27 protein-coding genes, 1 other RNA gene and 1 pseudogene are annotated in these 23587 nt (G+C 35.6%); 14 read left to right on the forward strand and 15 right to left on the reverse strand.

The features are described 5' to 3' along the window. Nucleotides 1–402: 402 nt before the first annotated feature. A complete protein-coding gene (locus ACQKNC_RS19350) occupies nucleotides 403–915 on the forward strand; it encodes a zf-HC2 domain-containing protein (RefSeq protein WP_427426379.1) in 513 nt (170 codons plus the stop codon). A gap of 52 nt (nucleotides 916–967) precedes the next feature. Here ACQKNC_RS19350 and ACQKNC_RS19355 read toward each other — a convergent pair whose 3' ends face one another. The 3 genes from ACQKNC_RS19355 to ACQKNC_RS19365 form a co-directional block, all read right to left on the reverse strand. After that, entirely contained in the window at nucleotides 968–1969 is a 1002-nt protein-coding gene (locus ACQKNC_RS19355) for an anti sigma factor C-terminal domain-containing protein (protein WP_427426380.1), read from the reverse strand. After that, complete coding sequence (locus tag ACQKNC_RS19360) at nucleotides 1962–2492, reverse strand: sigma-70 family RNA polymerase sigma factor (RefSeq protein WP_427426381.1); 531 nt, start codon at nucleotides 2490–2492, stop codon at nucleotides 1962–1964. The genes ACQKNC_RS19355 and ACQKNC_RS19360 overlap by 8 nt, the downstream gene beginning before the upstream one ends. 159 nt (nucleotides 2493–2651) lie before the next feature. Beyond that, on the reverse strand, nucleotides 2652–2990 hold the full coding sequence (locus ACQKNC_RS19365) for a zinc ribbon domain-containing protein YjdM (RefSeq protein ID WP_370048458.1): 339 nt from the start codon (nucleotides 2988–2990) through the stop codon (nucleotides 2652–2654). A 438-nt stretch (nucleotides 2991–3428) separates the two neighbouring features. On the opposite strand from ACQKNC_RS19365, the gene ssrS reads away from it, so the two are divergent. Then, a non-coding RNA gene (gene ssrS / locus ACQKNC_RS19370) (6S RNA) lies at nucleotides 3429–3621 on the forward strand. 502 nt (nucleotides 3622–4123) lie between these two features. Continuing rightward, the gene (locus tag ACQKNC_RS19375) at nucleotides 4124–4642 is read left to right on the forward strand and encodes a CcdC family protein (RefSeq protein ID WP_427426382.1); all 519 of its coding nucleotides are present in this window, start codon (nucleotides 4124–4126) and stop codon (nucleotides 4640–4642) included. A 615-nt stretch (nucleotides 4643–5257) separates the two neighbouring features. On the opposite strand, the gene ACQKNC_RS19380 is transcribed toward ACQKNC_RS19375, so the two are convergent. From ACQKNC_RS19380 to ACQKNC_RS19390, 3 genes are read right to left on the reverse strand one after another with little or no spacing between them, the layout of a single operon-like run. After that, nucleotides 5258–5476: a DUF3955 domain-containing protein gene (locus tag ACQKNC_RS19380; RefSeq protein WP_427426383.1), complete on the reverse strand. Its 219-nt coding sequence runs from the start codon at nucleotides 5474–5476 to the stop codon at nucleotides 5258–5260. Between the two features lie 25 nt (nucleotides 5477–5501). Next, nucleotides 5502–5711, reverse strand: a complete 210-nt coding sequence (locus tag ACQKNC_RS19385; RefSeq protein WP_427426384.1) for a helix-turn-helix domain-containing protein — start codon at nucleotides 5709–5711, stop codon at nucleotides 5502–5504. Between the two features lie 8 nt (nucleotides 5712–5719). Next, entirely contained in the window at nucleotides 5720–6199 is a 480-nt protein-coding gene (locus ACQKNC_RS19390) for a DUF2975 domain-containing protein (protein ID WP_427426385.1), read from the reverse strand. A gap of 673 nt (nucleotides 6200–6872) precedes the next feature. On the opposite strand from ACQKNC_RS19390, the gene ACQKNC_RS19395 reads away from it, so the two are divergent. Beyond that, the gene (locus tag ACQKNC_RS19395) at nucleotides 6873–7115 is read left to right on the forward strand and encodes a DUF3923 family protein (RefSeq protein ID WP_427426448.1); all 243 of its coding nucleotides are present in this window, start codon (nucleotides 6873–6875) and stop codon (nucleotides 7113–7115) included. A gap of 219 nt (nucleotides 7116–7334) precedes the next feature. Here the strand turns inward: ACQKNC_RS19395 and ACQKNC_RS19400 are convergent, their stop codons facing one another. Next, on the reverse strand, nucleotides 7335–8516 hold the full coding sequence (locus ACQKNC_RS19400; RefSeq protein ID WP_427426386.1) for a NupC/NupG family nucleoside CNT transporter: 1182 nt from the start codon (nucleotides 8514–8516) through the stop codon (nucleotides 7335–7337). Between the two features lie 429 nt (nucleotides 8517–8945). On the opposite strand from ACQKNC_RS19400, the gene ACQKNC_RS19405 reads away from it, so the two are divergent. Further along, nucleotides 8946–9401: a hypothetical protein gene (locus ACQKNC_RS19405; RefSeq protein WP_427426387.1), complete on the forward strand. Its 456-nt coding sequence runs from the start codon at nucleotides 8946–8948 to the stop codon at nucleotides 9399–9401. A gap of 202 nt (nucleotides 9402–9603) precedes the next feature. Here the strand turns inward: ACQKNC_RS19405 and ACQKNC_RS19410 are convergent, their stop codons facing one another. From ACQKNC_RS19410 to ACQKNC_RS19430, 5 genes are all read right to left on the reverse strand, one after another. After that, the gene (locus tag ACQKNC_RS19410) at nucleotides 9604–10017 is read right to left on the reverse strand and encodes a VOC family protein (protein ID WP_427426388.1); all 414 of its coding nucleotides are present in this window, start codon (nucleotides 10015–10017) and stop codon (nucleotides 9604–9606) included. A 183-nt stretch (nucleotides 10018–10200) separates the two neighbouring features. Continuing rightward, nucleotides 10201–10827 carry a kinase gene (locus ACQKNC_RS19415; protein ID WP_427426389.1) on the reverse strand — a complete coding sequence of 209 codons (627 nt, stop codon included), beginning with the start codon at nucleotides 10825–10827 and terminating at the stop codon, nucleotides 10201–10203. Between the two features lie 102 nt (nucleotides 10828–10929). After that, nucleotides 10930–11571, reverse strand: a complete 642-nt coding sequence (locus ACQKNC_RS19420) for a 3-oxoacid CoA-transferase subunit B (protein ID WP_427426390.1) — start codon at nucleotides 11569–11571, stop codon at nucleotides 10930–10932. Continuing rightward, on the reverse strand, nucleotides 11571–12278 hold the full coding sequence (locus tag ACQKNC_RS19425) for a CoA transferase subunit A (RefSeq protein ID WP_427426391.1): 708 nt from the start codon (nucleotides 12276–12278) through the stop codon (nucleotides 11571–11573). The genes ACQKNC_RS19420 and ACQKNC_RS19425 overlap by 1 nt, the downstream gene beginning before the upstream one ends. Before the next feature lie 107 nt (nucleotides 12279–12385). Next, complete coding sequence (locus ACQKNC_RS19430) at nucleotides 12386–13264, reverse strand: LysR family transcriptional regulator (RefSeq protein ID WP_427426392.1); 879 nt, start codon at nucleotides 13262–13264, stop codon at nucleotides 12386–12388. A 192-nt stretch (nucleotides 13265–13456) separates the two neighbouring features. Here ACQKNC_RS19430 and ACQKNC_RS19435 point away from each other — a divergent pair. Both ACQKNC_RS19435 and ACQKNC_RS19440 read left to right on the forward strand, forming a co-directional pair. Further along, nucleotides 13457–13774, forward strand: a pseudogene (locus ACQKNC_RS19435) (TIGR00366 family protein); the annotation flags it as partial. A 165-nt stretch (nucleotides 13775–13939) separates the two neighbouring features. After that, complete coding sequence (locus ACQKNC_RS19440; RefSeq protein ID WP_427426393.1) at nucleotides 13940–14404, forward strand: DUF3291 domain-containing protein; 465 nt, start codon at nucleotides 13940–13942, stop codon at nucleotides 14402–14404. A 237-nt stretch (nucleotides 14405–14641) separates the two neighbouring features. Here ACQKNC_RS19440 and ACQKNC_RS19445 read toward each other — a convergent pair whose 3' ends face one another. Beyond that, nucleotides 14642–15283 (reverse strand): LysE family translocator, encoded by a 642-nt coding sequence (locus tag ACQKNC_RS19445; protein WP_427426394.1) that lies wholly within the window; start codon nucleotides 15281–15283, stop codon nucleotides 14642–14644. Between the two features lie 174 nt (nucleotides 15284–15457). On the opposite strand from ACQKNC_RS19445, the gene ACQKNC_RS19450 reads away from it, so the two are divergent. Beyond that, nucleotides 15458–15883 carry an SRPBCC family protein gene (locus ACQKNC_RS19450; protein WP_427426395.1) on the forward strand — a complete coding sequence of 142 codons (426 nt, stop codon included), beginning with the start codon at nucleotides 15458–15460 and terminating at the stop codon, nucleotides 15881–15883. After that, nucleotides 15880–16206 (forward strand): ArsR/SmtB family transcription factor, encoded by a 327-nt coding sequence (locus tag ACQKNC_RS19455; RefSeq protein ID WP_427426396.1) that lies wholly within the window; start codon nucleotides 15880–15882, stop codon nucleotides 16204–16206. The genes ACQKNC_RS19450 and ACQKNC_RS19455 overlap by 4 nt, the downstream gene beginning before the upstream one ends. A 41-nt stretch (nucleotides 16207–16247) precedes the next feature. Here ACQKNC_RS19455 and ACQKNC_RS19460 read toward each other — a convergent pair whose 3' ends face one another. Then, entirely contained in the window at nucleotides 16248–17027 is a 780-nt protein-coding gene (locus ACQKNC_RS19460) for a YqhG family protein (protein WP_427426397.1), read from the reverse strand. 17 nt (nucleotides 17028–17044) lie between these two features. Continuing rightward, nucleotides 17045–18559 (reverse strand): DEAD/DEAH box helicase, encoded by a 1515-nt coding sequence (locus ACQKNC_RS19465; RefSeq protein WP_427426398.1) that lies wholly within the window; start codon nucleotides 18557–18559, stop codon nucleotides 17045–17047. Nucleotides 18560–19302: 743 nt separating this feature from the next. Between ACQKNC_RS19465 and ACQKNC_RS19470 the strand changes: the two genes are divergently transcribed. From ACQKNC_RS19470 to ACQKNC_RS19490, 5 genes are all read left to right on the forward strand, one after another. Beyond that, complete coding sequence (locus tag ACQKNC_RS19470; RefSeq protein ID WP_427426399.1) at nucleotides 19303–20127, forward strand: methyl-accepting chemotaxis protein; 825 nt, start codon at nucleotides 19303–19305, stop codon at nucleotides 20125–20127. Nucleotides 20128–20313: 186 nt separating this feature from the next. Further along, nucleotides 20314–20904, forward strand: a complete 591-nt coding sequence (locus tag ACQKNC_RS19475) for a dienelactone hydrolase family protein (protein ID WP_427426400.1) — start codon at nucleotides 20314–20316, stop codon at nucleotides 20902–20904. After that, complete coding sequence (locus ACQKNC_RS19480) at nucleotides 20904–21860, forward strand: LytTR family transcriptional regulator DNA-binding domain-containing protein (protein WP_427426401.1); 957 nt, start codon at nucleotides 20904–20906, stop codon at nucleotides 21858–21860. Before ACQKNC_RS19475 ends, ACQKNC_RS19480 begins: the two co-directional genes overlap by 1 nt. Nucleotides 21861–22011: 151 nt before the next feature. Then, the gene (locus ACQKNC_RS19485) at nucleotides 22012–22860 is read left to right on the forward strand and encodes an ABC transporter ATP-binding protein (protein ID WP_427426402.1); all 849 of its coding nucleotides are present in this window, start codon (nucleotides 22012–22014) and stop codon (nucleotides 22858–22860) included. Beyond that, nucleotides 22857–23564: an ABC transporter permease gene (locus tag ACQKNC_RS19490; RefSeq protein WP_427426403.1), complete on the forward strand. Its 708-nt coding sequence runs from the start codon at nucleotides 22857–22859 to the stop codon at nucleotides 23562–23564. Before ACQKNC_RS19485 ends, ACQKNC_RS19490 begins: the two co-directional genes overlap by 4 nt. The last annotated feature ends 23 nt before the right edge of the window (nucleotides 23565–23587 follow it).

The following is a 23587-nucleotide window of genomic DNA, read 5'->3' on the forward strand; positions in this document are numbered from 1 at the left end:
AGGTCAGTTAGCCGTTATCGCATGGATGCGATGATTTTAGGCTAACATCCTATGTGAACTCCTTTCCGATTCCGTGACATCCGCCAGAGGCATTGGGCCAACAAATGTTTTTTGCGCGAAAGCGAAGTGCTAACGCAGCGTCAGCAACGTGTTTTTGTCTGTGCGAAAGCAAAGCGACAGCAAAATGGTTTTATCTGCGCGAAAGCAAAGCGACAGCGGCAACACAGCATGATGTTGGTCACTCAGTCATTGCCACAGGACGTGGTGTTCTTAGACTGAGTTCCTCTATTTTAGCAAATGTTTTTTGTACCGAAAGCGTAGTGACAGGTACGGATGTTTGGACATCTACTGAAAGAAGTTAAAAAGTCGTATAATGAAAGTAGATCGATTGGAGGGAAGCTTTTGTCACAGGAATGTTCAATTGTAGAAGATTTATTACCTTTGTATAAAAAACAGGCGCTCCAAGCAACTACTATAGAATTTGTTAAACACCATTTAGCTAATTGTGAGCAATGTCGGCAGTTCGCTACTTCAAAGCAACCACAAGACTATAATTTACCAATAAAAAGAACGGTAACCTTTTTCCATGTTGTTTTTATCGTACTATCCTTTATGTTTGCCATTAACTCATCCTTACTTGGTAATCAAACAAGCTTTGCTATATCTTACGCGATTTTTGGCTGCCTTACTTATTTCTTTTATAAAAATATTTGGATTGTTTTTGCCATTAGCTCTGTACCTGTTTTCGTATGGGCTATTATTAACAATCTCAATAATTCACTCTATGTCACCCACTACTCCTTAACGGAAATTGGTACACTGTTAATTGGAGCTAGCTTCATAGCCATTTTACATACTATTTTCGCACTATTTGGTGCAGCTTTTGCTATTCTTTTTCGTAGGTTTACAAAATAATGTTACACCAACAGAAAGAAGTTGACTCAAGTATCTGAGACAACTTCTTTTATCACCAATTATACCCATTCATAAGCTCAACATCCCCTAGCATTTCATTAGAAATACCTTCTAAATCTTGAAGCATCCATAGTTGCTTTGTTGGTCCTGTTACAACAGCACCATATGCTTGAAATCCATTCTTTTTAATATAATCATAGCGTTCTTGCAAATGGCTTAAACCGAGAAATCCTTCGTAATAGCTTTTCTTTTCAGTTAAAAGTTTTTTCATACTTTCTAGCATCCAACGTTGGCTATCATTCACATTATATGATATTTCCTCTGCTTGCGATATATGTGAATAATCATCACTAACTTTTAAGCCTCCTGATAACCCGATTCTATCATAAATTGTAATTGTACCACTGGAGCGGCCAGAAGCAGTTGGTTCAAAGGATTTAAACTCACCTGTATATAATGGCATCCAAACGATTCGGACTTCGTACGGAGCAAGCATTTTTACCAATTCTATAGGCTCTTTAAATGTTGAAGTCGAAAATGCCATTTCCGCTACAGCTCCCTCAGGTAACTTTTCCAACACCTTCCATACATTGTTGTTAAGATGAGATGAGGTTGCTTTTCCCGTCACAGGATCTTCGGGTAAATTAAAATTAAATTGTTGTGATGTATTTGTCGACGGTAAGTCCATACTCTGAGATGAATTAGAATCCAATATAGATTTTTCAACATGCATTTCGCCGACTTCTACCTTTTCCTTTCCTACCTGCTTCTCTAGAGGATAGCTAAATTTTTGCGTCAGAAACGGTGTTATTTCAGCAGGCGAACCCATAGAATATTGACCTTTCATATTTGGATGTAGCCATTCAAGTACCATTAAAGAATTATAAGCATGTTTAAGATCTGGACGCGTTTTATCAAAAACGATGGACACCCCTGCTATATAGAGAGCATAAATAATGAAGCATATTAGCAATATACGTAGTACTCGAAATGTTAACGTAAAACGGTATTTTCTTAAAACCTTTTTTTCATTCTCCTGCGACCACTCAGCCATGTTGAAAACCTCCATTCTTTTTCACTATTTCCTCCAACCTTTTGCGAGCACGATGCAAAAGTATTTTCACCTGCCCCTCAGAAAGCTCTAGTGCCTCCTGCAATTCTAAGTAGGTGAATTGCTCATATTCACGTAAATATAAAATCGTTCGGTAATTTTCAGGCAAAAATTTCAGCAACGTCTGTACATCTTCTGATACTTCCTGCATTAAAAACTCCTCTTCTGGTAACCCATAAGGACTAAGCATTTCATCTTTCCAAAATAAGTGTGCGAACGGAATAGTCCTTCGCCTTTTCTGCTTACGCCATTCATCTAAATACGTGTTCCGCGCTACTTTGAATAACCATGCTCTCACATCCTCCTCTTTATAAAACGATAGCGAGACCGTAGCTCGTACAAATGTTTCTTGCACTAAATCTTCCGCTATATGTACCGACCCAGACATCTTCAGCAGAAAATAATATAACGATTTCGCGTATTTTTCATAAAGTTGCTCAAGCTCGTTTTTCCGCTGTCTGTCCATGCCATCCCCTCGCTTTGCAATTCCACAAGTAAAACGTATATCTTTTCTAAATGTTACAGTAATTTACTAAATTTTTTTAAAAATAAAAAAGAGTCGATTTAGAATAGCCTTCCAACTTCAAGTTTGGAGCGCTTCCTATTACGACTCTTTTTACAGTAATTATGCTTTTTTAACGAACTCTGACTTTAATTTCATTGCACCAAAGCCATCGATTTTACAATCAATATTGTGATCGCCTTCAACGAGACGAATGCTTTTCACCTTTGTCCCAATTTTTAGCGTTGAAGAACTACCTTTCACCTTTAAATCCTTAATAATTGTAACGGAATCACCGTCCGCAAGTAGATTGCCATGAGCATCCTTTACGATTAACGTATCTGTCTCCTGCTCCGTTACATCCGTGCTCCACTCATGTGCACATTCTGGACATACAAAGTTCGATCCATCCTCATATGTGTATTCAGAATTACATTTTGGACAATTTGGATAAGCTGCCATTTCCGCTTCCTCCTTTTACTTTTTTGCCTAGATCAATTTCACCTTGGCGTAATTGCGTCTGGATTTTGAATTGTGCCCGCACAATTCATTCCTTTGAAAATCCATGACATCCGCCGGAGGCTATATCTTCATTCAGTAGGGATTTGGACACCCACTGAAAGGGAATCAAAACTGCATTCATCTCACCCTGTTGAGATGTGTAGCCTTCTACTGAATGAAGGTAAACCCTATATATACTCCTTTATCTTTACATACAAGCCCTATTAAGTAAAGGTTGTTCGTATTTTTCGTTCGCATTTGTGAAAAGTATATGAATCTGTTTCATGCATTTGTCGCCATTTTCATTCTGGATTTGTATGATTTGGGACACTTGTCCATTGACTTTTTTGTACAAACCATCTTACTTGCAAGTTTGTTTATCATGCCTTATTATATCCTTAAAGGCTGCATTGTTCGTATAATATTAAGTTTTAACCTTTAAGCTGTAAAAGGGAGTTTTATTATTGGAGTTGGAATGACGGGCCTCACACCAAGGTGCATGAGGATAAGCAGGAAAGCTTCTGCGAACACCCACTTTGAGGAGTGGTGGTTTAAAACTTTCTATAATAACTACGGCATACGCGGCTTTTTAATTTAATCATACAGCCACTTGGCTTTGAAGCATTTCTCTCATAGTGAAAACTTTGGGGGATTTTTTGTTTGAGCAATAACTTTGGGAGAAAGTTGGGAGAAATAAGTTTTCTAACGTATACGATGCTCACCTAATATTATTTACCTCTTTTGCTTCTCAATTCTAACATTTCTTTTCTAAATGCAGCTTCTTCTTCTAGGGAAATCTTACCAGTTTCCGCTCATCCTTTTTCTCTTTCATTTAATTCTTAACCCCTTAATTGTACTTGAATTTTTTGATAATGGAATTTATTCATCATTACCTACTCTCTAGACAACATTACTTATAATTCTCCGTTCTTTAACTCCCATGAAAGAACTAAATCCCATCTTTCATTTTCTGTGGTGAAGAGCTTATTTTCGCGCTTCATGGATGGATAAAGGGGGCAGTTTAGAAGAAACGTGGATTTTGTTGGAATTTATGCAATAATAGAAATATTAAAACATAATTCAGGGAGGTTTTTATGCAAACTGCAATACCAGCTACTTCTATGTTTCTAATTATCGGATTGTTCATTTTAGTTCGTAGAATCCGTTCTATGTACAAACCAGCCAAAGGCAGAGGAGTGCGAATAATTCTTCCTCTTCTATTTTTAACACCAGGATTTTCATTTTTTCTAAACGCTTCTGGGCACGTCACATACCTTCAATTATCTGTAGCAATTCTTTTAGGAGTGGGGTTTTCTATTCCTCTTATTTTATGGTCAGATTATGAAATAAGAAATGATGGTTTAATTTATGCTAAGAAAAGTCCTGCTTTTATAATTACTTTCGCCATTATGATTGCTTTACGTTATTATTTTCGACAACATATTTCTACTATTGAACCAGGTACACTCAATATGCTAATTTTCTTACTTGTTATTTGTTATTTATTTCCTTGGAGAATAGCTTGCTATATAAAGTATAAAAAGGTTCTTAAACTAAAAATACAATCAGTCTCTAACACCCTCCAAAATGAAACAAGAAGTATTAGTTTGTGAATAAATGCACTTAAACTCCCATGAAAGAACTTAATCATCTTTCATTTTCTGTGGCGAAGTACTAATTTTTGTGCTTCATGGATGGCTAATGGGGAGTTATAATCACTTAATTTCCTACACTCACATCTACATATACTTTTATTGAACGGGCATATACACTAATTCGGATATGTTCTTACTTACAAAGTAATAAACAAAGCAATTAGTCAGTAAAGAAGATGAAGAAATAAATGCTCTATTCTCTATTCACTGTTTCTTCTATATATAATGATTTATTCGATTTATTGCTTAAAAGCTCTAAGTAAATTGAAATCATATCTACTGGAAACGTAGCTATCATTGACGATGTACAAGTTCATATTGCACTTGAAATTAAAGCAGGTATTTAGATATCTAAGATCATGGCCAAAACTACCTCTATACATATAGCTAAATAGGAAAAGGACATGTATGATATTGGTGATTAAATTTGAGAATTGAAGGATTTATTAGATGATGAGTTATTTACCCAGAAAGAATTTGACCCGAAGAAAAAGCAATTGTTAGGGATATAAAATAAAACCAGGCGCTCATATGAGTACCTGGTTATTTTAATGGTTGGTTGAATTTATTACTTTAATTTGAAACTTGTGTTTTCTTAAACATTGAAATTAATGCCACACCAGCTAATGACACAATACCTAAGAAGAATAATAAAAGTCCAATTGGAATTAAGAAGAAAGGTTCTTCTAAAGTGCCATCTATAGCTACTTTACTTCCAATGATAGCTTTTGCAATTAAACATATTACTCCTAAAAGTATTGGTGTAGATGCGATTACATATTTCATTTTCATAATATCTTCCTCCATTAAAGTTAGTTTAATTATTTTTTTGATATTCCAAAATATCACCTGGCTGACAGTCTAATACTTCACATATTTTTTCTAAAGTTGAAAATTTGATAGCTTTTGCTTTTCCATTTTTTAAAATTGAGACGTTTGCCATTGTGATACCAAGTCTTTCTGATAGTTCTGTAACACTCATTTTCCTTTTAGCTAGCATTACATCAAGATTAACTATGATGCCCATGTTACACCTCAAATCGTTAATTCATTATCCTCTTTAAGTTCACTTGCTTTACCCATCAAATAAGAAAGCAAAGAAGTAAATACAGAAATAACTACTGCAAAAAATAGAATAAGCAAAAGAATCATTAAAAGATTAGTATTGTAGTTCCCACTAATAAATATATAAAGCAATGCGATAACATATAAAACTCCTTCTGTCATTGCTAAAACGCTTATACGCATTAACCTTTTTGCATTTTTTAATGTGAAATCGTTACCTAAATTAATGTCTGAACAGATACTCCAGCCTATACATAAAGCATAAAAGTAAGGAATGCCAGTTATCCAAATAAACGCAATAAAAGGTTTATATAATTCTTTTAAGGAATGAGAATCTGACAATATACCCTTCCCTGTTTCTGGTCCAACATAGATACAGAATAATAAACCAAATACCCAGCAGAAAAAAATAATAATTTTTAACCACTTTGCTAATTCCTTATGTTTCATGATTCACCGCCTTCTCAACTTTCTTATGTTAGAATAATCGACAGCACATCCTTAGTCAATATTTTTTTATCGCAAAACGATAAATTTTTATTAATTCACTATAAATGACCATTATTGGTATACAGACAAAAAGCCCTGATTTTAAATTAAATAATACCTGGAATTTAAAATTTTTCGGATATAACATCTGTTACCTATGCTAATTTAGCTCTTACCTGAAAATGTACCTGTTCTAACACGGCATAACTGCCATCTAGCTCGATATATGCACCCAGCGAAAACGATGTTTACCCGACTACTTGCTTATTTAGGATGATATTTTTTTATATCGAGATAATGAGTAAATTAAGAGAGATAGCAGAAACATTAGGAAATCAGTCTTAAGGCTGAGAAGTAGCACCGCCTAAAGTTTGTTTCCAGTAAAAAGGGAAAGTGTTACAATTAAAAAACAATAATCGGAGCATTAAATTCATCATCTGGGGTGACATTTATTAAGAGCGTTTCTATCTCATTATCTTCGTTCTTAGGCGACTCTCTTCATGACCAACATCCTTTCCCACAAAACGGCACATCGGACGCCTCTGGAAAGTGCCTCGCCAGAAAGGAATCATTCCCAAGTTGCGGTAGCAAACCAAATCCAATTATGAATAAAAAGGAGATATTTATTTTGAGTATGAAAATATGGTGGGCTATAAATATTGTATGGCTATTCATTTTTGCTGCTGGGGCCATATTTATTGGCGTAAGAGAAGTTGATTACGCAGGGGTAGTTCAAACTCCTGAAGTTAGAATGGTCTCATTCATTGTTTTGGGTATTGCATTTTTGATTGTTGTACTATTTCAACTAATCCTACTCATTTTTATTCATTTTCTTAGAAAAGGTACAACCAATAATTCAATAAAAAGACTATCTTAACAACGGTGGTCTTTGTAGTTTTCTAAGTCACTTAAAGTGGCTTTTTTTAGGTGAAGTTAAAATGCCTAATGTTGTTGGACCGATGATCATTAAACTCCCCCCCTCTATTCTTCCACTAAACTGTTCCTTTAGTAAACGCTCACTTTAATCATAAAAAAACTGCACCCCAATAGATGTGTCTATCAATTGGAGTACAGTCAACTGCTTCTTTTTTATTAATTAAATAACCAAACCAACAATTGTAGCTGTTAAGATACTAACAAGTGTTGCTCCGTATAACAACTTTAAACCAAAACGAGCAACTACATCTCCTTGCCTTTCATTCAAACCTTTTACTGCTCCGGCAATAATACCGATCGATGAAAAGTTTGCAAAGGATACAACAAATACAGAAATAATGCCCAGTGTATGCGCACTCATAGACTTAGCTACTTCTTTAAGGCTTGCCATTGCAACAAATTCATTCGTTACTAATTTGGTTGCCATAATTCCTCCGGCAGAAACAGCATCTGCCCATGGTACACCCATTAGGAAAGCTATTGGTGCAAAGATATAACCTAAAATATCTTGGAAGGATATACCGAAAATCATATCAAATACTGAATTGATTAAATCCATTAATGCTACGAAACCGATAAGCATAGCTCCAACAATGACGGCTACTTTAAATCCATCCATGATATATTCTCCAAGCATTTGAAAGAAAGTTTGCTTATTTTCATCTTCAATCGCTAAGATATCTTCACTTTCTTCTACGCTATACGGATTAATGATTGAAGCAATAATAAATCCACCAAACAAGTTCAAGACAATCGCCGTTACAACATATTTTGGTTCAATCATCGTCATATATGCTCCAACAACTGACATAGAAACAGTTGACATTGCTGATGCGCATAATGTATACATTCGCTGTGGAGTAATCTTATCTAATTGTTTTTTTACAGTAATAAATACTTCAGATTGACCTACCATTGCTGAAGCAACAGCATTATATGATTCCAATTTCCCCATACCACTTACTTTACTTAAAAATAACCCTATCCACTTCATGATGAATGGGAGAATTTTAAAATGCTGTAAAATACCTATCAATACAGATATAAAAATAATCGGTAATAACACATTTAGGAAGAAGGAATACTCTCCTTTATTCGCTAAACCACCAAAAACAAAAGTTACACCCGTACTTGCATAAGACAATAAATGATCAAATACATTTGTAAATCCTTTGATTAGAACATAACCAAACTTCGTATTTAGCAGTAATGCTGCAAATATAAATTGAATGATTAACATAATAATTATGTTTTTATATTTTATTTCTTTTTTGTTTTTACTCATTAACAGAGCTAAACCAAAAACAAGTAGCAATCCACAAATGGATATTAAGTATCTCATGAGTTCCTCCATAAATAATATTGATAATATTTTTGCACGTTCGATATCCGAAACTACAAATCCTTCTGTCACTCATTATGTTCCATTATTGAAACTTGAATAAAACAGCTTTAGATCTTAAAACTGAAAATATGTAGATAGTCAGACGTCAGACAAATCACTTCACTATACATTGTTTTCACTAGCAATTCAATAGTTAAAGGAAAAAAACTCCGCGAAAAGTGTATACGCTTACAAGATTATCGTTTTATAAAAAAAGACCATCATAATGGATGGCCTCAGCTTACTACAAGTTTTTGTAAACTTTATTCAAATTATACTGATGTATAAAGATTTATTGCTCGCAAAAAAGAATTATAACCTTCCTTCTTTTTGTATAATTCACCTCCAATTTGCGCATATATGGTAGTAACAAGGGAGGTTATTACATTGAAGAAGTTATTTTATCTGTTTTTATTAGCCACACTATTATTATCAGCTTGCGGGAAAAATACTGCTCCAAAGGAAGTTGCCGTCGATAAAAATACTTCCGTTCAAGATATAGTAGGAGCTATCGTTAAAAATAAATTCACTGTTGAAGAAAAGAATGGTAACGTATCAATCTCCATACAGGATACAGATGTGAAAAAAGGTATGAAAAATCAAATGTTGAAGGATTCCACTAAAATCTTTGCAGAGCTGTCAAAGCTAAAAAGTATTAAAACTGCAGCTATTAACTGGTATGCTCCGTTAACGAAACCTAATGGGAACAAATCTATGACAGAGCTATTAAATATTTACTTTAGCGAGGAAGATTTTAGAAAGGCTAATTGGGCAAACTATACCCAGCTAGATATTGAATCCATTGCCACTCATTATCATGAAAATGCTGCTTTAGGACAATAGAATATTCCAATCACAAGATACCCCTCCATGTATAATAGAGGGGTATCTTTTTTATTGCCCATTCTCTGAACATACATATTAATTGTTTCAGACTAAAGTGCTTGTTTGATTTTGTATTAAAAGCTGCGATCACATACCACGCAGGGTATTAAAACTTAAAAAAACGAGCCCACAACAATGTAAGCTCGTACCTCTTATTTATTTAAATACCCTCTGTGCTCATTAATACAAGACGCCAGCCATCAGGGTCTTCAATTGTGACACCTTTTTCAGCCCAATATTGATTTTCTGGTTCTACCTCAGGGAAGCCCATTTGCAATAAGCGTTCCGCAATACGTTGTATGGTTGAACGATTTGGAATATACAATACAAGCAGGTTATCCTTTGTTGGTGCTGGGCAAGGACTTCCTTCAATATGCTCTGTAAATTCTAAATGATAGCTAGCATTCGGCAGACCAATCATGATACCATTGTAGCCTTGATGACCTGAAAATGAGCCGATTTTTTCTAACCCTACGCCTTCGCAATAAAATTCTTCAATTTCCTTTAATTTATCAGTTGGCCTAGCAACGCGCACCTGTGCCACCTGTAATTCATCTGACCATTGTTGTCTCATCGTTATTTTTCTCCTTTTCTACCATTGTATAATCGAAAAACAGAGCTAGAGAACGGCCAATAGTCTGAAAAATCATAATCAACCTACATGCTCGTCCGAAATACCCGCGCTTGAAGGCAAAATACCCGCGATGTTGGTTGAAATACCCGCGGAATCCATGTAAATACCCGCGAAGCGACAATATTACTTTAAAAAATCACAAATTCTATCTGCAATTGCTAACGGATTCTCTTTTTCTAAATAATACTCCTCAGCTGGCCAATATCTTCTTTGATACTTACTTAGTCTTGCTTGAAAATCTCCAATATAGACATCTCGTTGTAATACTCTTTCCTCTCGAAATGTTCGAGGGATGTCTATAAATAAACGATAATCATAAAAGGTTCTCCATTCCTGCCTTAAAAGAAATATTCCCTCGATAAAAAGAATACTATTTGTTTCTAATTTTATCTTTCTATCGTTAACGGTATCTGCTGATTGATTATAAAACGGTAGTTGAAGTTGTAAATTATTATTATGTATTGGTAAAAGAATATTATTTTTAATAACTTCAATATCCCATTGTAAATAATAGTATTCATACCATTCAGCGTGACCAGTATCATAGCGTTTATTTCTCTCTACAATATGATTATCTATTTGGATTAATTTTACAGAGCAGATAGATTGTAGTTCCTTCGCCAGTTCGTAAGCTATAGTAGACTTTCCTGCACCACCCAATCCATCAATCGCGACAATGAATGGTCTCTCTTTAGCAGACCTCGTTTTAAATTGCTTTATAATATCGCATTTTAGTTCTTGTATATCCATTGATTCACATCCCTAATGAAAAATAACCAGCTCTATCACAGAACTGGTTACATTAATTTATCCCGCATTAACTGCCCGTAAGCGCTCGATCGAAGTTTCACTTTATACCGTTAAGGCGACACTAAAGGAAGCAGCTGTCTTCTCTTTTATTTCCTCTAAAGTGACACCCTCTGCTAATTCTATAAGCTGCATTCCTTCCTCTGTAAAGTCGAAAACAGCCAAATCTGTAATTAATCTATGCACAACGCCTTTGCCCGTTAACGGAAGCTCACATTGTTTTTTTATTTTTGACTCACCGTTTTTATTGACATGCTCCATCACGACGACTACCCTTTTTGCCCCGACTACAAGGTCCATGGCGCCTCCCATACCTTTCACCATTTTCCCTGGAATCATCCAGTTCGCAAGGTCACCCGTTTCAGATACTTCCATGCCACCTAAAATAGCAAGATCGATATGACCTCCGCGAATCATGGCAAATGATTCGGCACTATCGAAGAAGGAAGCGCCAGGAACTGCAGTTACTGTTTCTTTACCTGCATTAATTAAATCAGGGTCGACCGCTTCTTCTGCTGGGTATGGGCCAATGCCAAGAAGTCCGTTTTCTGATTGTAAAAGGACGTCATAATCAGCCGGAATTGCATTGGCCACTAGCGTTGGAATGCCAATACCTAAATTGACGTTCATGCCATTCTGTATTTCTTTTACCGCTCTATTTACTATTCTTTGTCTTGTATCAGCCATCACGCATCCCCCTTTTTCATCGTCAAACGCTCGATACGCTTCTCATAATTGCCACCTAGTAAAACGCGTTGCACGAACACTCCCGGCGTATGAATATGATCTGGATCCAGCTCTCCAACTTCAACAATTTCCTCTACTTCTGCAATCGTAATTTTCCCTGCCATTGCAGCTAGTGGATTAAAATTACGTGATGTTTTCCTGAACACTAAATTTCCTAGCTTGTCTGCCTTCCACGCTTTGACAAGTGCAAAATCTGCGACAATTCCTTTTTCTAAAATATATTCCTTGCCATCAAAAACCTTTACTTCTTTCCCTTCAGCAATTGGCGTTCCAACCCCAGTAGCCGTGTAAAAGCCAGGAATTCCGGCTCCGCCAGCTCGCATACGCTCCGCCAATGTACCTTGTGGTGTCAATTCTACTTCAAGCTCCCCACTTAAAAATTGCTGCTCAAAAATTTTATTTTCACCTACATAGGATGCAATCATTTTTTTAATTTGTTTATTTGCTAATAAAAGCCCTAAGCCCCAATCATCCACACCACAGTTATTACTGACAACTGTTAAGTCTTTTGTTCCCTTTTGCACTAGCGCTGTAATTGATTTTTCAGGAATACCACATAGCCCGAAGCCCCCTACTGCTAGTGTATCTCCATCTTTAATATCAGCGACGGCTTCCTCAAACGAATTCCACACTTTCCCTTCCCTCATATCAAAACCCCCTAAATTTGCTCACTTATTAAGAAAAATTCTACCTTAATACTATTTTATAAGTAAAGGGATTAATTGGAATACTATTTATTCTAAAATTGCATAAATTAATTTTCAGAACGAATTGTATTGAGTAGCTGCTTCAATGCAAAAGATTGATATGTATTCTTCTTCGTAATAACACCTAAGCGCCATGGCATGTCAAAATTAGATAATGGAATAATTTTTACATTTTTATTCGTCTGCTTTGCGGCAATTGAATATGGTAAAAGCGTCACTCCTAAATTCGAGGATACTAGCTCCACTATTAAATCCCACTGCGAGCTCTTATAGCCGATTATTGGTGTAAATCCTACACTTTTACATGATTTAATGACATAATCATGCAGTGTGAATTCCTCTGTAAAGATAATGAATGTTTCATTTTTTAAATCTTGTAATAAAATATGTTCTTGCTGTGCTAATGGATGGGATTCATTAATAAAAACAAAAAATTGGTCTTCCACAAATGATTGGACAGAAAATTTCCTTTCATCTGTCGGTATAACAACAATCCCCATATCAACATCGCCATTTTCTACTAGTGTTCCGATCATTTTAGCTCCACGTTCCACTAGCTCTAAATGTACCTTTGGATATTGTTTATGAAACTTCCTAGCGATTTCAGGGAAAAATAGAGTACCAATCAACGGCGGAATTCCTAATTTAATAGTACCTGTTTCGATATTCGATAAATCATCCAGTAAAATATGTAAATCGTGTACAGAACGCATTATTTTTTGTCCTTGTTTATAGACAATACTACCTGCATCTGTTAATTCTACGTTACGTGTAGATCGGTTTAATAACTCCACATGAAGAGTATCTTCCAACTTTTTAATGCTTTTGCTTAATGAAGGCTGTGACACAAAAGATTCACTAGCTGCCTTTGTAAAACTCCCATGCTCAACAACAGTCATAAATGCTTTTAAATCTCGCAACTCCATATAGATCCCCTTATTTATTCTAATTTGTTATAAAAAGTATTCCAAAATCCCTTATTTAGTAATAAATTCTCCTCATTTTCTATGAATCCTTCTTCTAGATAAATATCTAAGACAAATACAATAGCGACAACGTTTCCCCATGATGCCGATAATATTTAACTAAGCAATATTCGCGAATAACAGCCACAAAAAATTTCTAATGAACATACCTTCTATTTATTCACTTTTTTCTCAGCCGGACTTGTTAACTTCTTTATTCCGTCAGGCGGTGGACAATGGGCAGTTCAGGCTCCTATTATGCTAGATGCTGCAACAACTCTAGGTGCCGACTATGCTAAAACAGCTATGGCTATCGCTTGGGGAGACGCTTGGACAAATATGATTCAACCATTCTGGGCACTGCCAGCCCTTGCAATCGCCGGTTTAAAGGCTAGGGATATAATGGGCTTCTGTTTATTCGTTTTAATCTTTACAGGCATTATTATTAGCATCGGCTTACTTTTCATCTAAATATCGAGTATTAAACTTCACGGAATGCAATACACATATTTCCGTGAAGTTTTTATGTGCACTTTGAACGAAGCTAAATTGAACTTTTACGGGCAGGTTGAAGAAGGAATTTTCACATTTTTACTTGAATATATCAATAAAAAAACTATAGATGGAGGGCTGTTTATGGCATTAGTTTCAATCTTTACTGTTGGTAGGCTAAACCATCCCTATGACCACCCGATCTCTCGTGAATTTTATCAAGTGGGAAATGAAGTATACCATCAGGCAACTAAATCAGGACTTATAGAGGCTTTTTCACCTGAAGGCGTCCCTTTCCCCGAAGAAACTGTAAAGGGAAAGGGTTCTCCTATTCTTACGCTAACAGTATGGAGAAATCTTCAATCCTTATATCGCTTTACCTATTCAGGACAGCATATACAAGCATTACGAGATAGAAGCAAATGGATCGAGCCATATCCAGAGAAACACCTTTCTTATGTAGTTTGGTGGACAGAAAAGGTGAAGGATGCCTCATGGGAGGAGGCATTTAAGAGATACAACTATTATATTCAGCATGGTCCAACTTTTTTTGCATTTGATTTTAAGCATACATTTGATGAAAAAGGGGAAAGGTTCTTGATTAAGTAGCAGGGGACCACTCTGGAGGGAGTTGTGAAGTATTACACTTAAACTATCGAGGTGCGTTAGTTGAACAACAAAAACATTCGTTGTGGTAAATGAGATTATTTGTTGTAAAAAAGGATAGATGAATACAGGTATTCTTCCTGTTTATCTATCCTTTTTTAGACCTATAAAATGTGTGACATTGTATTCAGTTATTTAATTCATAACAATTTTAAATATTTTTTGATATTCAATAAAATTTTAGTGGGCTTTTTCAAATGCTAGCTTAATGCCAAAGCCAATTAATACGGCACCTGTCAATCCTTCGATAACAGCCTTCGTCGTTGGCTTTTTCATAAATGCGCTAATTTTATCCAACAAGTAAACATAAAACACAAACCAAAATCCTGTTAATGCTGTATAAATAAGTCCCATTATAAGAAACGGCATAAATGTACCGCTCTTGCCATCTACAAACTGAGGTAAAAATGTTAGAAAAAATACAGCCACCTTAGGGTTTGTAACGTTCGTTAAAAAGCCTTGCTTAAAACAAGATTGCTGCGAATATTTATGATCAATTTGGGTCTCGTCTTGCACAACAGGAGACTGCGTACTACGTATTGCTCGTAATGCCCATAAGATTTTGACACCTAAATAACACAAATAAACCGCTCCGACGTATTTTAAAATGGCAAATACATATGCTGACTTTACAATAATCGCAGAAAGTCCAACAACAGCAGCAAAAGTATGAATCAATAATCCACAGCACGAACCGAGTAAAGTCTGCAAGCCCCCCTTTCTGCTTACGGTAAGTGTATTTTTTGTTGCGATCGCCGTATCTGGGCCAGGCAAAATAATTAATAAAATACACATTAATAAAAAGACAGATACATTCACCATTCTAATACCCTCCTTTTAGTCAGAAAATTATAAAAATAATTTTAACATATGTACTGCTACACAAAAAGATGTGATAAAAATTTATCCAAAGTATTTATAATTGACATATAACCTTAAGGTGTTATATATTCATAACACCTTAAGGTTATATTTTTGAAAAGGAGTTCATTTTAAATGACTGAAAAACTAGAGAATATTGTTAAAACAGTTACACTCAATGCACCGATTGAAAAAGTATGGGAAACGGTAACTGACTCTAAAAAGATTGCTTCTTGGCTTATGCCAAATGATTTTAAGCCAGTTGAAGGTCATGAATTTACAATACAATCACCGTTTGGCCCTTCACCATGTCGAGTAGAACAAGTAGATGCCCCACATTTTGTTCGTTTTGCTTGGGATACAGATGGATGGTTTATCACTTTTGAACTAAAAGAAATTGGTGAGCAAACAGAGTTTACGTTAACACATGGTGGCTGGAAAGAAGCTTCGCATATCATTCCTAAAGCTAACATGCCTGCTGAAGCTATTCGTACAACAATGGAGGGCGGCTGGACAATGCTTGTCGGCAAAAAATTAAAAGAAGTTGTGGAATCACAATGACACAGCTTGCTGTAAAGTATGATGTTTTTCAAGCAATCGCTGATCCAACAAGACGTCATGTCCTACAGCTACTTGCCTCAAGTGATAAACCCATCTCACTTATTTCTGAGAATTTTTCTATAAGCCGAACTGCTGTCGTGAAGCATTTAAAAATTTTAGAACAGGCTGAGCTAGTTTCTGCTCAGAAAAAGGGCCGAGAAAAAATTTACACATTACATGCCGAAAAACTAAAAGAAATCGAAGACTGGCTACAATACTTTGATTTATTTTGGGATAATAAATTGGCACAGTTACAAAGTATTTTTGAACTTGAACAAGATTAAAATAGCAAGGAGCTGTCCCCACTATTAGGACAGCTCCTCGTTTAATAAAGATAAAATAATCCACCATTTATAATTTCTATTTTAATTTTTGTATCATATTGTTCCTCTAATGCCTTCTTTTCAATGTCATAGCATTCCGGTTTGTCATCTTCCTCCTCATAAAAATAATCGAGTACTCGCTGATCACGTTGCCATCGTATTTTTGCTTCAGTCGCCCATGAATGGTCATCTTGTTCAATGATCTTTTCAACGGTAGCATTTAATCTTTCAAGTGCTCTATAGGGCTTAATGATAGATTGAACATGAAAAGCATTGTCTGCTGGAACAGTGTCAAATTCGGATGCATATATAGTCTCGTGAAAATCCTCTTTTATTATCCCAGTTAGCAAGTTTATGCCAAATGAATAAAGCATTTCTTTCGTTCGGTCGCAGCAATACGACACTTTAAAATTAACACCAAGCCAAGGAGTAAGGATAACCTGCCCTATTGCGTTATCCACCTTTTCAAAAAGCTGAACATAAGCTCCTAGCTCCCTAGTTGCTTGAAAAAGCTGGTTCATTCTCGGAGAACCGAAATGAATAGCCTCGCCATAAAGGCTTCCAGCTGATGCTGTTTGATTTGTAATGAAAGTTACTTGGGCTGGATTGGGCTCGCTATTTGTAGCTTCAATGTATTGCCAATAAAAAGGGCGATTCATTATTCTTTTATCAATATCAACTGTTAATTGTACTGTAAGATAATGATGATCTTCTCCTAAAATAGGGCAATTATTTTCGTTAAAAAATTGTCGTAAATAACTATGAACTTGCTGTGGATACATGGTACTACTCCCTTACACTATACAGATTCTTTGAAATTAGATAGAATCGCATCTAAGTCGCCTACTACCTTTTCGAAAACATCAATTTTCGTATGAAGTAATGCTAATATGTTCTCTTCAATCGTATTGGCAATAGCCAAATTATAAATATGAACATCATGCTCTTGCCCTAATCGATGGACACGACCAATCCGTTGCTCTAGCTTCATAGGGTTCCAGGGCAAATCATAGTTAATGACATGATGACAAAATTGAAGGTTAATCCCCTCACCACCTGCCTCTGTTGCAATTAGAACCTGTGCCCTTTCCTTAAAAAGATGCTTCATATAATCACGTTTGCTTTTATTATATTTACCGTTAAACAAGACACTCGTTATTCCGTTAGAATGTAAATACCATTGCAAATAAATTTGAGTAGCTCTATACTCTGTAAAAATAATCACTTTATCCTTGGCCTTTTCGATTATTTCAAGTGTCTTTTCCGCCTTTGAATTCACTTCTAGGGCCATTAATTTTGCTAGTATTTCTTCAATTTCTTGTGATTGTGCATTGTCTTCAAGCATTTTAGATAATGTTAAAGCTGTTGCTTCTTTGCTACTACACATTTCCTTCTGCAATGTAATCATTGAAAAAGAGCCTGTATTTTGAAGCGTTCCGAGCAGATTATAAATTTCCTCTTCTTCCTTCGTAAATCGGATAGGAACAATTTGAACACGGCGATTTGTCCATTCAATACCCGTATCCTCTCTCCTATTCCTCACCATCACCTGATTCACTAATTCCTTTAAATAATCATTATGCTCTAAATCATGCTTACTTGCCGAGAATGCAGATTGAAATGTATCATAATTGCCTAGATGACCAGGCTTAAGTAAAGAAATAAGATAAAATAATTCAAAGACATCGTTTTGAATCGGTGTTGCCGTTAATAATAAACAAAACTTTTTCTTTAAACCTTGTACGAATTCATAAATTTGAGTTTTATGATTTTTTAATTTATGAGCCTCATCGATAATAACCATGTCGTAATCTTGCTCATAAATGCGCTCTTTGTGAGGGCTTTTCTTAGCCGTATCCATACTCATAATAAGGACATCGTAGCGCTCAATCGGAACATTTTTTTTATAGGCTATTGCCGGAATGTGAAACTTTATATTTAATTCTTCAATCCACTGATTAATAAGAGATGCCGGAGCTAATATTAATGCTCTTTTAACGAGTCCTCGAATCAGATATTCCTTTAAAATTAAACCCGCTTCAATTGTTTTACCAAGACCCACCTCATCAGCCAGAATCGCTTTTCCATTCATACGTTCAATAACCGTTTCCGCTGCTTCCAACTGATGCTTAAGTGGCTTTAAATTTGGTAAATATTTTGTCGCCTGTAAACCTGTGAAATCAGTAATTAACTTCATTTTCACAATGTCATAATTCATCTTGTACAATGTCCAACTATCCCACTTTTCAAGATGATTTAGTTTATTTATAAAGCCTTCTTCCCATTCGGACGACCTTTCTATTTTCATGATCATCACCTCATACCATTATTTCTAGTTTAGGTTGTCCAAAAAAGAGAAAGCTATGTTAAGGTTTTGCGAAAGAAAATCACCTGCTGAATTTTTTCTATCAGTCATATCAACATTAGCGTAGAACTTTTAGTTATTACCATATTTGAACGAATATAAAAGTGATGCGAATACCTCTGCTGTCTCTTCGCTTGCGCACAGGTAAAAGCATTGCTGACGTTTCGTTGTATGACTAAAATTAGCATGACAAACCAGAGATATATTCTTGGCGAAGTGGTTGATTGTAGTGGAGGCTGGGTGACTCCTTGGGGATCAGCAATAGAGGAACGAAGGCTAAAACCATCACATCCTGTGATAACGCCTACGTGACCAACATCATGTTGGCCCGAGACCCTGCAGCGAAGCGGATGTTTTCTGTGCGAAAGCGTAGTGCCAACGTAGCGGCAGCAAATGTTTTATCTGTGCGAAAGCGTAGCGACAGCAATAAAAGCGCCCAGTCAGAACGGAAATCAACTACTCGTTTTGCAAAAGAGCACTACGCAAAATCCAACCCCTTTTTAATCAAATAAAAAAGCATATAGTACCTTAATTTCGTACAATTTAAAAGGATATTGGTATTAAGATAGTCTTTTTATTCTCTTCCTTTTTTCATACAATTAAAGAAGTATTACTTTCCAAAAAATTACGTTTTTAGAAGGACGAGATTATGCCCCAATTTAATGAAGCTTACATATACCTAGGAGGTTACTATGAATATTCTTGAAGCATTATCAATGTCAATACCTTACATTCATTTAGCTATGAAGGGCGAGGCCATGATGACAGTAGTAGATAAAGAGAGTGAGAGCATTATTACTTATTTACCTGGGAAACGGATAGATGCTGGTTATAAAAATGGACAAAAAATTCACCCAGATGATGCAATCTTATATCTCCCACTTAAAGGCAAAAGTACTGATTCACCTGTCCCAAAAGAGGTTTATGGGGTAGATTTTAACGCATTTTCTTTTCCTGTTCGTGAAAATGGACATATCGTAGGCGCACTAGCCTTTGGATTACCCATTGATCATTCTCTCCAAATGGAGAAATATATTCTTACTATGAATAGTATTATCCAAAACCTACAGGATAAAGTACATACAATCGCCTCTCATTCGGAGGAGCTAGCTGCAACTAGTGAGGAAATTAATAAACAAACACAATTCGCTTTAGAGGACGCTGAAAAAACAAATGGTATTACTGATTTAATAAAAAATATTTCTCGTCAAACAAATCTACTCGGATTAAATGCATCCATTGAGGCAGCGCGAGCAGGCCAGCATGGTGCAGGATTTAATATAGTAGCACAAGAAGTTCGCAAGCTTTCTACTGAGACAACGACTGCTACTGATAGCATTGAATCTTCGCTTCGAAGCATCAATCATAATCTTGAAAATTTAAAACAAAACATGACTCAAATAAATAGCGCTACAAATGAACAGGCACAACTTGTTCAGGACTTTAGTGAAATTATTGATGAGCTAAGCACGCTTAGTACGGAAATGAAAGGTTTTATGTCTACAGTAATGAAATAAAGGCTTATATCAATGGGAAAATCCGCCTCAATTTCTGTGGTTAAATCAAGAGCCACATTAGTTTGAGCGGATTTTTTCTTTCGAAATAACTATACCAGAATAATAAAATAAAACCCAAAAATTTCTAAAATATACGATATGATAACTTTTTGGTACACTATTGAAAAAAGCAAACATGAGGTCAACATGAAAAGAAAGATATTTATTTTACATGAGATTTATGGCATCAATGATTTTATAAAAATGCAAGCTGAAGCATACAGTAACACCAACACTACCGTTGAGTGCATTTCTTTATATTCAGACAATAGAATATTTCCATATGAACAAGAGCAGGAAGCCTATGAGTATTTCATAAATGAAATTGGCTTTGATGCTCCCCTCGAAAAACTTACTGAAAAAATACTGGAAGATACGACACATTATGATGAAGTGCTGTTAATCGGATTTAGTGTAGGTGCAACGTTGGCTTGGAGACTATCAGAACTGCCATTACAGAGAGTCGTTTGTGTTTATGGTTCACGCATTCGCCAATACTTGGATGTAAACCCCTCTTGTCCGACACTTGTTATTTTACCAAGTCATGAGAAAAGCTTTGATGTCCATGAATTAAAGGAAACACTCGATACATTACCAGCTGTTCACACGAGACAATATCTAAGTCAGCATGGTTTTATGGACTTCAATAATCCAAACTATTGTTATGAAAGCTGTTTACAAGCACAGGCTGAAATCACGCAATTTTTTGAAATTAAACAATCAAGGAGGACTAAGTAATGATCCAAAATGAAAGCATGATTATTGACCCCTATATAGAAGGAGGAAATGTAATTTATCCAAACTTTCACCTATCTATGCAGCCAGGCATTATTATAGGCATCCATACTGACGTGTCAAAAATACATACATTAATACAGTGGTTTTCGAAGCAAAGCAATACGTATACACATTTTCGTGAAAATGCCTTGTATGAGCGACTGACAGTTCGAGAATATATCAATTTTTGCTTAAAACTTTTCAATGCTTCTTCTGAAAAGATAGAGAATCTATTAAAATTATTCGCTTTAGTGGAGCAAAAAAACATTAAAATCAGCAAGCTTTCAAATGGAGAAAAGCAACGCTTAAAATTGATTCATACATATCTTAATCAGGCACCGATACAAGTTTTAGAAGAACCGTTCCAAAATATAGATGAATTCTCCAAACAAAAAGTCATTCAGTTATTGGATGTCCTTCAAAAGCAAAATAAAACAGTCATTTTACTATCTAACAATTTTGAGGATTTAATAGTTTCGAGTACAGAAATACATAGACTGGATGCAATGGGCTTACATGCATTAGATGTGAAAGAAGATGAGACAGAACTAGCTTCTCCCTCTCTTGAAAGTGCACCGATTCGACTTGATAAAATACCTACAAAGAAGAACGATAAAATCATTTTATTTAATCCTCCTGAAATCGATTATATCGAAAGTGTTGAGGGTGTTGTTTCGCTATATGTTGCAGGTGAAACCTATCCATGTACATTATCATTAAACGACCTTGAGCAAAAATTGACACCGTTCGGCTTCTTTAGAAGTCATCGCTCTTATATCGTTAACTTACAAAAGGTACGGGAAATCATTACGTGGACTCGCAATAGCTACAGTCTTGCCTTGAACAGCAATGAAAAGACCGTAGTACCTTTGTCGAAAAATAAGCTCGCTGATTTAAAGGAAATACTCGGAATTTAGTAGATTTCCCAGGAAATAAACGACTCCTGTCAGCTGAAATATTGCTCCGCTAAAGGTCATTTTACTGCCTTTCACCTGTAATTTAATGTTGAGGTCCTTATTGTCCCTTATAGTGTAGATATCAACAACAACAACACAGGGAGGTTTTCAAATGAACGCAGTGATCGATGTTCAACATTTGAAAAAAACATTTAATAAGGAAGTAGCATTACGGGATGTTTCATTTACCATTCAAAAGGGAGAAATATTCGGCTTCCTTGGACCAAGCGGCTCCGGAAAAACTACTACTATTAAAATATTAACAGCACAAACTGAAAAAACTGCTGGCGATGTTTTATTGTTTGGCCGCCCAGCAACTGAAATGAAACAAAGTAACAATCGTAAACGCTTCGGTATTTTAACAGATAATAGTGGAATATATACGCGACTTTCAATCGAGGAGAATTTATTACTCTTTAGTAACTTATATCAATTACCTAAATCAGCCATAAAAGAGGCGTTGGATTTTGTTAACTTATACGCTGATCGTAAAAAGAAAATTAGTCAGCTTTCTAAAGGAATGATGCAACGCGTTACGCTAGCACGTGCCATCATGCATAAACCAGAATTATTATTTTTAGATGAACCAACTTCTGCACTCGATCCTGTTAATACACAGCATATTTATAATGGCTTGCGTAAATTAAACGAGATGGGTACGACAATATTTTTAACAACACATGATATGAGTGAAGCAGAAATACTTTGTGACCGTGTAGCCTTCTTACATAAAGGTAAAATTCGAGCAATCGGTGCGCCAAAGGATTTGAAAAAAGAGTTTGGCGATGAATCTATTACAGTCGAATTAAAGAATGGTGCTTGTGAAGTCATTCAAAATGGAGAACAGGATGCTGAAAAACTGTTTCATTGGATGCAATCTAACGAAGTTTCTCGCATTTATACGAACGAGCCAACACTAGGTAATATTTTTATGCAAATAACAGGGAGTGATTTAGTATGAACCTTTCAATGACACGTATTCAGGCTATTTTTATGAAGGATTATAAGGAATTTTCACGTAACTATGCAGTATCCACTATGGTATTAATGCCACTTATTTTAGCATTTGTATACGGTCAAACAAGCGCCAACACTATCATGGCCTATTTCCTTCCAATCAATATGGCATTTTCTATGGTGACTACCTATGTACAATGCAGTTTAATTGCAGAGGAGCAAGAAAAAAATACGCTTCGTAGTCTAATGCTGTCCCCTGCTTCACTTGGCGATATTTTAATTGGTAAAAGCTTGTTTGTCTTTATCGTTACGATAGTAGTTGTAGCAGTAAGTATTTTTATTGTTGGTTATACCCCTGCTAATCTGTTCCTTATAGCAATTGCTTTAATGCTTTCGGCTGTGTTCTATATTGCGATAGGAACATTATGTGGATTATTCTCCAAATCGATTATGGAAGGATCTATTATCGTTCTACCTGTTGTCATTATTTTCTCATTCGGCCCTTCTCTCCTAGCATTATCGGAAGCCTTTCCTTTTTTAAAAATTGCTGAATGGTTACCAAGTTCTCAATTGGTACTATTAGCTGAGGCTTTAGAAGGAACATACACAACAATGGATGTCATTATTCCAATAGCTACAATCATTGTTTGGTCAATAGTAACTTGGATTGTAGTAGGATATATTTATAAAAAAAGAATGGTTGACTAGGACCATTCTTTTTTTAGTATAAT

Source organism: Lysinibacillus sp. NPDC094177 (assembly GCF_050279145.1).
Taxonomy (GTDB): domain Bacteria; phylum Bacillota; class Bacilli; order Bacillales_A; family Planococcaceae; genus Lysinibacillus.

Bases quoted from the DNA above. Each gene is read 5' to 3' on its own strand.
- ACQKNC_RS19355 (WP_427426380.1), bottom strand. From the start codon at position 1,969: ATGGCTGAGTGGTCGCAGGAGAATGAAAAAAAGGTTTTAAGAAAATAC.
- ACQKNC_RS19360 (WP_427426381.1), bottom strand. From the start codon at position 2,492: ATGGACAGACAGCGGAAAAACGAGCTTGAGCAACTTTATGAAAAATAC.
- ACQKNC_RS19365 (WP_370048458.1), bottom strand. From the start codon at position 2,990: ATGGCAGCTTATCCAAATTGTCCAAAATGTAATTCTGAATACACATAT.
- ACQKNC_RS19375 (WP_427426382.1), top strand. From the start codon at position 4,124: ATGCAAACTGCAATACCAGCTACTTCTATGTTTCTAATTATCGGATTG.
- ACQKNC_RS19380 (WP_427426383.1), bottom strand. From the start codon at position 5,476: ATGAAAATGAAATATGTAATCGCATCTACACCAATACTTTTAGGAGTA.
- ACQKNC_RS19385 (WP_427426384.1), bottom strand. From the start codon at position 5,711: ATGGGCATCATAGTTAATCTTGATGTAATGCTAGCTAAAAGGAAAATG.
- ACQKNC_RS19390 (WP_427426385.1), bottom strand. From the start codon at position 6,199: ATGAAACATAAGGAATTAGCAAAGTGGTTAAAAATTATTATTTTTTTC.
- ACQKNC_RS19395 (WP_427426448.1), top strand. From the start codon at position 6,873: ATGAAAATATGGTGGGCTATAAATATTGTATGGCTATTCATTTTTGCT.
- ACQKNC_RS19400 (WP_427426386.1), bottom strand. From the start codon at position 8,516: ATGAGATACTTAATATCCATTTGTGGATTGCTACTTGTTTTTGGTTTA.
- ACQKNC_RS19410 (WP_427426388.1), bottom strand. From the start codon at position 10,017: ATGAGACAACAATGGTCAGATGAATTACAGGTGGCACAGGTGCGCGTT.
- ACQKNC_RS19415 (WP_427426389.1), bottom strand. From the start codon at position 10,827: ATGGATATACAAGAACTAAAATGCGATATTATAAAGCAATTTAAAACG.
- ACQKNC_RS19420 (WP_427426390.1), bottom strand. From the start codon at position 11,571: ATGGCTGATACAAGACAAAGAATAGTAAATAGAGCGGTAAAAGAAATA.
- ACQKNC_RS19425 (WP_427426391.1), bottom strand. From the start codon at position 12,278: ATGAGGGAAGGGAAAGTGTGGAATTCGTTTGAGGAAGCCGTCGCTGAT.
- ACQKNC_RS19430 (WP_427426392.1), bottom strand. From the start codon at position 13,264: ATGGAGTTGCGAGATTTAAAAGCATTTATGACTGTTGTTGAGCATGGG.
- ACQKNC_RS19440 (WP_427426393.1), top strand. From the start codon at position 13,940: ATGGCATTAGTTTCAATCTTTACTGTTGGTAGGCTAAACCATCCCTAT.
- ACQKNC_RS19445 (WP_427426394.1), bottom strand. From the start codon at position 15,283: ATGGTGAATGTATCTGTCTTTTTATTAATGTGTATTTTATTAATTATT.
- ACQKNC_RS19450 (WP_427426395.1), top strand. From the start codon at position 15,458: ATGACTGAAAAACTAGAGAATATTGTTAAAACAGTTACACTCAATGCA.
- ACQKNC_RS19455 (WP_427426396.1), top strand. From the start codon at position 15,880: ATGACACAGCTTGCTGTAAAGTATGATGTTTTTCAAGCAATCGCTGAT.
- ACQKNC_RS19460 (WP_427426397.1), bottom strand. From the start codon at position 17,027: ATGTATCCACAGCAAGTTCATAGTTATTTACGACAATTTTTTAACGAA.
- ACQKNC_RS19465 (WP_427426398.1), bottom strand. From the start codon at position 18,559: ATGATCATGAAAATAGAAAGGTCGTCCGAATGGGAAGAAGGCTTTATA.
- ACQKNC_RS19470 (WP_427426399.1), top strand. From the start codon at position 19,303: ATGAATATTCTTGAAGCATTATCAATGTCAATACCTTACATTCATTTA.
- ACQKNC_RS19475 (WP_427426400.1), top strand. From the start codon at position 20,314: ATGAAAAGAAAGATATTTATTTTACATGAGATTTATGGCATCAATGAT.
- ACQKNC_RS19480 (WP_427426401.1), top strand. From the start codon at position 20,904: ATGATCCAAAATGAAAGCATGATTATTGACCCCTATATAGAAGGAGGA.
- ACQKNC_RS19485 (WP_427426402.1), top strand. From the start codon at position 22,012: ATGAACGCAGTGATCGATGTTCAACATTTGAAAAAAACATTTAATAAG.
- ACQKNC_RS19490 (WP_427426403.1), top strand. From the start codon at position 22,857: ATGAACCTTTCAATGACACGTATTCAGGCTATTTTTATGAAGGATTAT.